The following is a 10,585-nucleotide window of genomic DNA, read 5'->3' as shown; positions in this document are numbered from 1 at the left end:
GCCCGACTTGGAGGCCGCGGCCGGCAATGACGCCAGCGGCCAGCGGCCCGGATCCTTGAGCAGCCCCAGCCGCGGCCACGCCGCCTCTTCGCGTCTCCGACCTGCGGTGACATCCCCGATCTCGCTCCTCGCGCGGCTTTCCCGACGGCCCTCGCCGGGTCCGGACGGCGGTCTTGACAGACCGTCTCTTTGCCTTCAAATTAGGCAAGGCTTACCTAACTAAAGCATTCGGGGAGGACGTGCCGCAATGGACGGGATCGACGGCGGGATCGCCTTGGTGACCGGCGCGGCCCGCGGCATCGGGGCGGCCGTCTGCGCCGCCCTGGCCGGGGCCGGGGCCATGGTCGCCGCTGCCGACCTGCGACCGGTGACCGGCGGCGACGGGCGGCCGTACCGCGTGGACGTGCGCGACCCGCACGACGTCGAGCGCGTCGTCGCGGCGGTCGAGCGGGACCTCGGCCCGATCGCGATCCTCGTCAACACCGCCGGCGTGCTGCTGCCCGGCGAGGTGGACGGCACCGGCGACGACCACTGGAGGCAGAGCTTCGCCGTCAACGCCGACGGTGTCTTCCACGTCTCCCGCGCCGTCGCCCGCCGCATGACGCCGCGGCGGCGGGGCGTGATCGTCACCGTCGGCTCCAACGCGGCCGGCGTGCCGCGCGTCGGCATGGCCGCCTACGCCGCCTCCAAGGCGGCGGCCCGGATGTTCACCCGCTGCCTCGGCCTGGAGGTCGCCAGGCACGGCATCAGGTGCAACGTCGTCTCACCCGGCTCGACCGACACCGCCATGCTGCGCGCCCTGTGGGACGGCGCCGACCCCGACGAGGCGCTGTCGGCCACCCTGCACGGCGACCCGGCCGCCTTCCGCGTCGGCATCCCGCTCGGCCGGGTGGCCGACCCGGCCGACGTGGCCGACGCGGTGCTGTTCCTCTGCTCGGCCCGCGCCAGGCACATCACCATGCACGACCTCCTCGTGGACGGCGGCGCCACCCTCCGCGCCTGACCCGTCCCGAGCCCGCCCCCCGAGCCCGCCCTGAGCCCGCGGCGTCCGAGCCCGGACCGCCCGGCATGGGGCCGAACCCGATGGACCGACCGAGATTGGACCGATCGAGATTGGACCTCCCTTGCATCTGCTGACAACCGCGGCGGATCCGCTCGCGGGCTACGACCGCGCGGAGTCGGTGCTGTTCGCCTCCGCCCGCGGCACGCTGCTCACCCGCGGGGTGCGCGGCGTCGCCGCCGGCGACCTGGCCACGCTGGCCGGCAGGGTGGACGGCCCGGCAGCCGGGGCCATCGGCTTCGACGGCACGGCCCACCTGATCCTGCCCGAGTCCGAGACCTGGTCGCCGCCGCTGCCGCCGGGCGCCGCCCCCCTGGTCAGCGGCGGCTGGTGGAGCAGGCGGGTGCCCGAGCCCGCCGCGTACGCCGCCGCGGTGCGCAGGGCGCTGGCCGAGCTGGAGCGCGGCGGCCTGGCCAAGGTGGTGCTCGCCAGGACCGTGGAGCTGCGCTCGGACGAGCCGATCGACCTGCCTGGACTGCTGCGCCCGCTGCTCGGGCACGGCTACTCCTTCGCCGCGCCGCTGCCCGGCGGCCGCACGCTCACCGGCGCCAGCCCCGAGCTGCTGGTCTCCCGCCACGGGCGCGCGGTGGTCAGCAACCCGCTGGCCGGCTCGGCGGCCCGCTGCGCCGACCCCGCCGAGGACCGGCGCAGGGCCGCCGCGCTGGCCGCCTCCGCCAAGGACCTGCGCGAGCACCGGCTGGTCGTGGAGGCCGTCGCCGACGCGCTCGCGCCGTACTGCGCGGGCCTCCAGGTGCCCGTCACACCCGAGCTGACCTCCACCGAGAGCATGTGGCACCTGTCCACCCGAGTCACCGGCACGCTGCGCGACCCCGACACCCGCGTGCTCGCGCTGGCCGCCGCCCTGCATCCGACGCCCGCCGTCTGCGGCACGCCCGAGTCCGGGGCGCGGCGGATGATCGAGGAGCTGGAGCCGTTCGACCGCGGCTTCTACGCCGGGCTGGCCGGCTGGACCGACGCCGCCGGCGACGGCGAATGGGCCGTGGCGATCCGCTGCGCCGAGGTGGCCGAGCACACCCTGCGCCTGTACGCCGGCGCCGGCATCGTCACCGGCTCCGACCCCGAGGCCGAGCTGGCCGAGACCGCCGCCAAGTTCCGCACCATGCTGCGCGCCCTGGGGGTCTCCGATGCACTGGCCTGAGGAGGAGGCCGCGCGGTACCGGGCGGCCGGCTACTGGCGCGGCGAGACGTTCGGCGGCATGCTGCGCGACCTGGCCGCCGCGTACGGCCCCCGCCCCGCGCTGATCTCGCCCACAGCCCGCTGGACCTTCCGCGACCTGGACGAGTGGGCCGACCGCCTGGCCGCCGGGCTGCGCGCGAGCGGCATCCGCCGCGGCGACCGCGTCGTGGTCCAGCTCCCCAACGTGCCCGAGTTCCACCAGGTGTGCTTCGCGCTGTTCCGGATCGGCGCCTGGCCGGTGTTCGCGCTGCCCGCCCACCGCTCGGCCGAGATCTCCTACTTCTGCTCCTTCACCGAGGCCGCCGCCTACATCTGCCCCGACGACGAGCACCGGGCCTACGCCCCCGGCACGCCCGCGCACGTCCTCGGCGAGCTCCCCGAGACCGACCCGGACGAAGGCGACCCGAGCGAGAGCGGCCCGCACCGCCCCGCGCCCGGCGACGTCGCGTTCCTGCAGCTGTCCGGCGGCAGCACCGGCCTGCCCAAGCTCATCCCGCGCACCCACGACGACTACATCTACAGCTTCCGCGCCAGCGCCGAGATCTGCGCGCTGCGGCCGGACAGCGTCTACCTGTGCGCGCTGCCCGCCGCGCACAACTTCCCGATGAGCTCGCCCGGCGTGTTCGGGGCGCTGAGCGCCGGGGCCGCGTCCGTGCTGGCCCCCGACCCCAGCCCCGGCACCTGCTTCCCGCTCGTCGAGCGCGAGCGCGTCACGATCGCGGCGCTCGTCCCGCCGCTCGCCCTGGTCTGGCTGGACGCCGCCGCCACCACCGGCCACGACCTGTCCAGCCTGGAGGTGCTCCAGGTCGGCGGCGCCAAGTTCGGCCGGGAGGCGGCCAAGCGGGTGCGGCCCGAGCTCGGCTGCACGCTCCAGCAGGTGTTCGGCATGGCCGAGGGCCTGGTCAACTACACCCGGCTGGACGACGACGAGGAGACCATCGTCGCCACCCAGGGCCGTCCCATCTCGCCCGACGACGAGATCCGCGTCCTGGACGACGACGGCCGCGACAGCGACCACGGCCACCTGCTGACCCGCGGCCCGTACACCATCCGCGGCTACTGGCGGGCCGAGGAGCACAACAGGACCGCCTTCACCGACGACGGCTTCTACCGCACCGGCGACATCGTCCGCCGCACCCCCACCGGCCACCTGGTCGTCGAGGGACGCGCCAAGGACCAGATCAACCGGGGCGGCGAGAAGATCGCGGGTGAGGAGGTCGAGAACCACCTGCTGGCCCACCCGGCGGTCCACGACGCCAGCGTGGTCGCCGTGCCCGACCCCTACCTGGGGGAGCGGGCCTGCGCCTACGTCATCTGCCGCGGCGACCCGCCCAGCGGGGCCGAGCTGCGCGCGTTCCTGCGCGGGCGCGGCATCGCCGTCTTCAAGATCCCTGACCGGTTCGAGTTCGTCGACGCCTTCCCGCAGACCGCGGTCGGCAAGGTCAGCAAGCGCCACCTCCGCGAAAGGACATGACATGCCGATCCCCAGGATCGAACCGTACGCCATGCCGTCCGAGCTCCCGGCCAACCGGGTGGACTGGCGGCCCGACCCGCGCCGGGCCGTGCTGCTCGTGCACGACATGCAGAACTACTTCCTGCGCGCCTTCACCCCCGGCCGCTCGCCGATGGTCGAGCTGATGGCCAACGTGCTGGCGCTGCGCGAGCGGTGCGCCGAGCTGGGCGTGCCCGTCGTCTACTCCGCCCAGCCCGGCGCCCAGAGCGCCGAGCAGCGCGGCCTGCTGCTGGACTTCTGGGGCACCGGCATCGGCGCCGACCCGCGCGAGGCCGCGATCGCCGACGAGCTGACGCCCGGCGACGGCGACGTGCTGCTCACCAAGTGGCGCTACAGCGCCTACCAGCGCACCGGGCTCGCCGAGCTGATGGCCGGGCAGGGCCGCGACCAGCTCGTCATCTGCGGGGTGTACGCCCACATCGGCGTGCTGATGACCGCCTGTGAGGCGTTCATGCGGGACGTGCAGGCGTTCGTGGTCGCCGACGCCGTCGCCGACTTCTCCCGGCAGCACCACGAGATGGCCCTCACCTACGCCGCCGAGCGGTGCGCCGTCACCACCACGACCACCCGCGTCAGCCGCGCCCTGTCGGGGGCGGTGGCCGGTGTCTGAGGCCGAGGAGCGCCTGCGCGCCCAGATCGCCGGCCTGCTGTACGTCGAGCCCGCCGAGCTCGGCCCGCACGACGACCTGCTGGACGCCGGCCTGGACTCCATCAGGGTGATGACGCTCATCGAGGCGTGGAAGCGGGAGGGCCGCGACATCGGCTTCCCCGACCTCGTGGACCGGCCCACCATCGCGGCCTGGGCGGAGCTGCTCACGTGACCGTGCAGACCATGCCGCTCACGGGCGCCCAGGCCGGGATCTGGCTCGCCCAGCGCCTGGACCCCGCCAACCCCGTCTACAACGCCGCGGACCGCATCGACCTGCGCGGCCCGCTCGACCCCGCCCTCTTCGCGCGGGCGCTGGAACGCTGCCTGGCCGAGGCCGAGCCGTTGCGCCTGCGCTTCACCGCCGAACCGGCCCAGTACCTGCCCGACTACGACTCGCTGCGCGGCTGCCTGACCGTGCTGGACCTGCGCGGCGAGCCCGACCCGGAGGCCGCGGCCGACGCCTGGATGCGGGCCGACCTGGCCGCGCCCGTGGACGTCGTCACCGGCCCCCTGTCGCGGCACGCGCTGCTGCGCCTGGCCGGCGACCACCACGTCTGGTACCTGCGGGCCCACCACATCCTCATCGACGCCTACGCCCTGTCGATGCTGGTCGGCCGGACCGCCGACATCTACACGGCGCTGGCCGACGGGCTGGCGCCGGGGGCGGGGCCGTTCGGGTCGATGGCGGCGCTGCTGGCCGAGGAGGAGGCGTACCTGGCCTCGGAACGGCGGGCCGGCGACCGGGCGTACTGGCTGGAGCGGCTGGCCGGCGCCCCCGAGCCCGCCGGGCTCGCCGGGACGGCCGCCTTGTCGGCCCGTGAGGTCGCCGGGCTCGCCGGGACGGCCGCCTTGTCGGCCCGTGAGGTCGTACGGCGGCGCGCCGTCCTGCCGTCCCTGCCCCGGTGGGACGCCCTGGCCCGCGCCGCCCGAGCCACCTGGGCCGACGTCGCCGCCGCCGGCCTGGCCTGCTACGCGGGACGGCTCACCGGCGGCACCGACGTGCTGGTCGGGCTGCCGCTGATGAACCGCACCGGGGCCGCCGTCCGCGTGCCGTGCCTGACGGTCAACGTGCTGCCGGTCCGGCTCGACGTACGGCCCGGGCGCACGGTCGGCGACCTGGTCGGGCAGGCCGCCCGCCGGATCGCCGAGGCCCGCCGCCACGGCCGCTACCGCATCGAGGACCTGCGCCGCGACCTGGGACTCGGCGGGACGTCGCGGGCCCTGTTCGGCCCGCTGCTCAACATCAAGCCGTTCCCGGCCGAGACGAAGTTCGGCAACGCGACCGGCACCGTCACCAACCTGGCCGCCGGGCCGGTGGACGACCTGGCCGTGGCCCTGCTGCCCGACGGCGACCGCCTCACCCTGGAACTCGACGGCAACGCCGCGCGCTACGACCAGGCCGCCCTGGCCGCCCACACCCGACGCCTGGCCGGCTTCCTCACCACCCTGACCGGCGCCTCCCCGGACACCCCGCTCGGCCGCCTCCCCCTCCTCACCGCCGACGACCGCGCGGCCCTTCCCCCCGAAGCCCCACCACGAACCGGCCACGCCACCGGTCGCGCCACCGGCCCCGCCACCGGTCGCGCCACCAGGCGGCCCGACGGCCGCACGGACGGCCGCACGGACGGCCGGACAGACGGCCGGACAGACGGCCAGGCCGCTGGGCGGACAGACGGCCAGACCGCTGGGCGGACCGCTGGGCGGACCGTGGTGGACGCCTTCCTGGAACGCGTCCGGCTGACGCCCGCCGAGACGGCCCTGGTGTGCGACGGCGACAGGCTCACCTACGAGGAGCTGGGCGCGCGGGTGGACCGGCTGGCCCGGCGGCTGGCCGCCCGCGGCGCGGGCCCGGAGCGGGTCGTGGCCGTCGTCCTGCCGCGCTCGGCCGAGCTGGTGGTGGCGCTGCTGGCGGTGCTGCGCAGCGGCGCGGCCTTCCTGCCGGTGGACCCCTCCTACCCGGCGGAGCGGCGCGCCCTCATGCTGGCCGACGCCGCCCCGTCCGTCGTGCTCACCCCCGGCTGGGCGGGTGACGCCCCCGGCTGGGCGGGTGACGCCCCAGGCTGGGCCGGGGACGTCTCCGGCACGCCGGATCCGCTGCCTCTCCCCGGGCCGGGCGACGCCGCGTACGTCATCTACACCTCCGGCTCCACCGGCCGGCCCAAGGGCGTCGTGGGCACCCACGGCGGGCTCGCCGCCCTCCTGGACTCCCACCGCGAGCGCCTGTTCCCGGACGGCGGGCGGCTGCGCGTCGCGCACACCGCGTCGTTCTCGTTCGACGCCTCGCTGGACCCGCTGCTGTGGATGATCGGCGGCCACGAGCTGCACCTGCTCGGCGACGACCGCTACCGCGACCCCGAGGCCCTGACCGCCTACGTCCGCGAGCACGGCGTCGACTACCTGGACCTGACCCCCTCCCACCTGAAGGAGCTGCCCGGCCTGCTGGCCGAGCCGCCGCGGGTCGTCGTGGTCGGCGGCGAGGCCGTGCCCGGCCCGCTGTGGCGGACGCTGCGCGAGCGCACGTTCGCCGTCAACCACTACGGCCCCACCGAGGCCACCGTGGACGCCTACACCTGGCTCGGCGACGGCTCGGAAGGGCCCACCGCGGGCTCGTCGGCGCACGTGCTCGACGACGCGCTGCAACCGGCGCCCCCGGGCGCCGTCGGCGAGCTGTACCTGGCGGGGGAGGGGCTGGCCCGCGGCTACCTCGGGCGTCCCGACCTGACGGCCGAGCGGTTCGTCGCCGGTCCCGGCGGGTCACGGCTGTACCGGACGGGCGACCGCGCCCGCTGGGCCGCCCCCGGACGGCTGGAGCTGCTGGGCCGGGCCGACGACCAGGTCAAGGTGCGCGGCGTGCGGATCGAGCCGGCCGAGGTCGAGGCGGTGCTGGAGGAGCACCCGTCGGTGGCCGCGGTCGCGGTCGCCGCCCACTCCGGCCGCCTGATCGCCTACGTCATCCCCAGCCCACCCGGCCCGTCCGGCGCGTCCGGCCCACCCGGCGCGCCCGGCCCGTCCGGCGCGGACTTCCCGACGGGCGTGGACCTCCCGCAGGGCGCGGATCTCCCGCCCGGCGTGAACCTCCCTACGGGCGTGGACCTCTCGACGGGGGTGGAGCTGCTGCGGTTCGTGGCCGCGCGGTTGCCTGCCGGGATGACGCCCGCCCAGGTCGTCACCATGGAGGCGCTGCCCCGCACGCCCAACGGCAAGCTCGACCGGGCCGCCCTCCCCGCCCCCGAGGCCAGGGCCGCCCCCGGCCGCGGGCCCGCGAACGCCGCCGAGGAGACCATGTGCGCGCTGTTCGCCGAGGTGCTGAACCTCCCGGCGGCGGGCCCCGAGGACGGCTTCTTCGACCTGGGCGGCCACTCGCTGCTGGCCGCCCGCCTCACCGTGCGCATCAGGGAGACCTTCGGCGCCGCCGTGCCGATCAGGGCCGTGTTCGACACCCCCACCCCGGCCGGGCTCGCGGCCCGGCTCGGCGTCACCGCCGCCCCCCGGCCGCCCCTGGTCCCGTCCCCGCGGACCGGGCCGGCGGCGATGCGGCCCGACCCGGTGCCGCTGTCGTCCGCGCAGGCCAGGCTCTGGTTCCTGTACCGGATGGAGGGGCCCAATCCGACGTACAACATCCCGCTGGCGTTGCGGCTCGGCGGCGACGTGGACCGCGCCGCGCTGCGGGCCGCGCTCGACGACGTCGTGGCCCGGCACGAGATCCTGCGCACGGTCTTCCCCGAACGCGACGGCGTCCCCTGCCAGCGGGTCCTGGACCGGTACAGCGTCCCGATGCCCGTCTGGCAGCCGGCCGAGCCCGCCGCGGCCATGCGCCGGATCGCCCGCCGCGGCTTCGACCTGGCCGCCGAGCCGCCCTTCCGCGCCCACCTGCTGCGGCTCGGCCGCGACGAGCACGTGCTGATGCTCGTCCTGCACCACATCGCGGGCGACGGCTGGTCGGCGGGGCCGCTGGTCGGGGACCTGAGGGCGGCCTACGAGGCCCGCCGGAGCGGACAGGCGCCGGCGTTCGGGCCGCCGCCCGTCCAGTACGCCGACTACACACTGTGGCAGCGTGACCTGCCCCTGACCGGGCTGGAACACTGGCGGGCCACGCTGGCCGGCCTGCCGGACCGGCTCGACCTGCCCTTCGACCGGCCACGGCCCGCCGTGCTGGGCGGCGCGGGCGGCACGGTCCCCGTGACGTTCCGGCCCGCCCTCATGGCCGAGGTCGAGGCGCTGGCCCGCCGCGCCCGCGCCAGCGTCTTCATGGTGCTGCACGCCGCCCTGGCCGCCCTGCTCACCCGGCTCGGCGCGGGCACCGACATCCCGATCGGCACGCCCGTCGCCGGCCGCGGCCACAGCGCCCTGGACGGCAGCGTCGGCTTCTACGTCAACACCCTCGTGCTGCGCGCCGACACCTCGGGCGACCCGTCGTTCGCCGAGCTGCTGGACCGGGTCAAGGCCGCCGACCTGACCGCGTTCGACCACGCCGAGCTGCCCTTCGACCGGCTCGTCGAGGCGCTCAACCCGCCCAGGTCGCGCGACCGGCACCCGCTGTTCCAGGTCATGCTCGTCCACCAGGACGCCGCCGAACCGCCCGGCGTCGAGGTCGTCCACACCGGGACGGCGAAGTTCGACCTCACCCTGAACGTCGGCCCGTCCGGCGCCGGGTTCCTGGAGTACAACCGCGACCTGTTCGACCGGGCCACCGCCCGCGCCATCGCCGGCCGGCTGACCCGCCTGCTGGAACAGGCCGTGGCCGATCCGGACCGGCCGCTCGGCTCGTACGACCTGCTCGACGCCGCCGAACGCCGCACCCTGGTCGAGGAGTGGAACGGCGACCTGGTCAGCGAGCCCGGCGGCACCCTGCCCGGCCTGTTCGAGGCCCAGGCCCGCCGCACCCCGGACGCCGTCGCCGTGGACACCTGGACGTACGCCGAGCTGAACGCGCGCGCCAACCGGCTGGCGCACAAGCTCATCGCCCACGGCGCCCGGCCCTGCGCCGTCGTCGCGCTGTCGCTGCCCCGCTCGCCCGACCTGGTGGCGGCGCTGCTCGCGGTGGTCAAGACGGGCGCGGCCTACCTGCCGCTCGACCCGTCCCACCCGGCCGCCAGGACCGACCACATGATCGCCGACGCCGGGCCGGTGTGCGTCGTGGACGCGTCCTGGCTGGGCGACCTCGGCGACTGGCTGGACCACGACCCGGAGCGCGACCTGCGTCCGGGGGACGCCGCGTATGTCATCTACACCAGCGGCTCCACCGGGCGGCCCAAGGGCGTGGTCGTCACCCACCACAACGTCGTCCGGCTGCTGTCGGCCACCGACGCGTGGTTCGGGTTCGGCCCCGGCGACGTGTGGACGCTGTTCCACTCCTACGCCTTCGACTTCTCGGTGTGGGAGTTGTGGGGCGCCCTGCTGTACGGCGGCCGCCTGGTCGTGGTGCCGTACGAGACCAGCCGGTCCCCGGGCGACCTGCTCGCCCTGCTGGAACGCGAGCGGGTCACCGTGCTCAACCAGACGCCGTCGGCGTTCTACCAGCTCATCGCCGCCGACGACGGCCGCGACCTGGCCCTGCGGTACGTGATCTTCGGTGGCGAGGCGCTGGAGCCCGCCCGCCTCGCCCCCTGGCGGGCCCGCCGCCCGGACCTGCCACGCCTGGTCAACATGTACGGCATCACCGAGACGACCGTGCACGTCACCCACCACGTGCTGCCGCCCGGCGAGCAGCACGGCAGCCCGATCGGGCGCGGCATCCCGGACCTGCGGGTCTACGTCCTGGACGACCGCCTGCGGCCGGTGCCTCCCGGCGTGGTCGGCGAGCTGTACGTCGCCGGGGACGGCCTCGCCCGCGGCTACCTCGGCCGGCCCGGCCTGACCGCCGAACGGTTCGTCGCCGACCCCTTCGGACGGCCCGGCACCCGCATGTACCGCTCCGGCGACCTGGCCAGATGGCGCGCCGACGGCACGCTCGACTACGCGGGCCGCGCCGACCAGCAGGTCAAGGTGCGCGGCTTCCGCATCGAGCCGGGCGAGGTCGAGGCGGCCCTGCTGCGGCACCCGTCGGTCGCCCAGGCCGCCGTGATCGTCCGCGAGGACCGCCCCGGCGACCAGCGCCTCACCGCGTACATCGTCCCGTCCGCCGCAACCGCTTCCGCCGCAACCGCGCCCGCCGGAACCGCCTNC

Annotated in this window: 5 protein-coding genes and 2 pseudogenes; all 7 read left to right on the top strand. The window is 76.0% G+C overall.

The features are described 5' to 3' along the window. Positions 1–247 precede the first annotated feature (247 nt). A complete protein-coding gene (locus ACWEJ6_RS53025) occupies positions 248–1,003 on the top strand; it encodes a 2,3-dihydro-2,3-dihydroxybenzoate dehydrogenase (protein WP_452433293.1) in 756 nt (251 codons plus the stop codon). Between the two features lie 121 nt (positions 1,004–1,124). Beyond that, positions 1,125–2,219 carry an isochorismate synthase gene (locus tag ACWEJ6_RS53020; protein ID WP_452433292.1) on the top strand — a complete coding sequence of 365 codons (1,095 nt, stop codon included), beginning with the start codon at positions 1,125–1,127 and terminating at the stop codon, positions 2,217–2,219. Continuing rightward, positions 2,206–3,732, top strand: coding sequence for a (2,3-dihydroxybenzoyl)adenylate synthase (locus ACWEJ6_RS53015; RefSeq protein WP_452433290.1), 1,527 nt, complete (start codon positions 2,206–2,208; stop codon positions 3,730–3,732). The genes ACWEJ6_RS53020 and ACWEJ6_RS53015 overlap by 14 nt, the downstream gene beginning before the upstream one ends. Position 3,733: 1 nt before the next feature. After that, positions 3,734–4,381, top strand: coding sequence for an isochorismatase family protein (locus tag ACWEJ6_RS53010; RefSeq protein ID WP_352329906.1), 648 nt, complete (start codon positions 3,734–3,736; stop codon positions 4,379–4,381). Beyond that, a complete protein-coding gene (locus ACWEJ6_RS53005) occupies positions 4,374–4,592 on the top strand; it encodes a phosphopantetheine-binding protein (protein ID WP_387673335.1) in 219 nt (72 codons plus the stop codon). Before ACWEJ6_RS53010 ends, ACWEJ6_RS53005 begins: the two co-directional genes overlap by 8 nt. Before the next feature lie 11 nt (positions 4,593–4,603). Next, positions 4,604–7,327 (top strand): annotated as a pseudogene (locus tag ACWEJ6_RS53000) (amino acid adenylation domain-containing protein); the annotation flags it as partial. Between the two features lie 201 nt (positions 7,328–7,528). Next, a pseudogene (locus ACWEJ6_RS52995) lies at positions 7,529–10,585 on the top strand (amino acid adenylation domain-containing protein); the annotation flags it as partial.

This window comes from Nonomuraea sp. NPDC004702 (genome assembly GCF_053601695.1).
The sequence above is the reverse complement of the archived record's forward strand: the minus strand, read 5'-3'. Positions and strand labels throughout refer to the sequence as shown.

Coding starts and splice junctions, on each gene's coding strand:
- ACWEJ6_RS53015 (WP_452433290.1), top strand. CDS start 2,206: ATGCACTGGCCTGAGGAGGAGGCCGCGCGGTACCGGGCGGCCGGCTAC.
- ACWEJ6_RS53010 (WP_352329906.1), top strand. CDS start 3,734: ATGCCGATCCCCAGGATCGAACCGTACGCCATGCCGTCCGAGCTCCCG.
- ACWEJ6_RS53025 (WP_452433293.1), top strand. CDS start 248: ATGGACGGGATCGACGGCGGGATCGCCTTGGTGACCGGCGCGGCCCGC.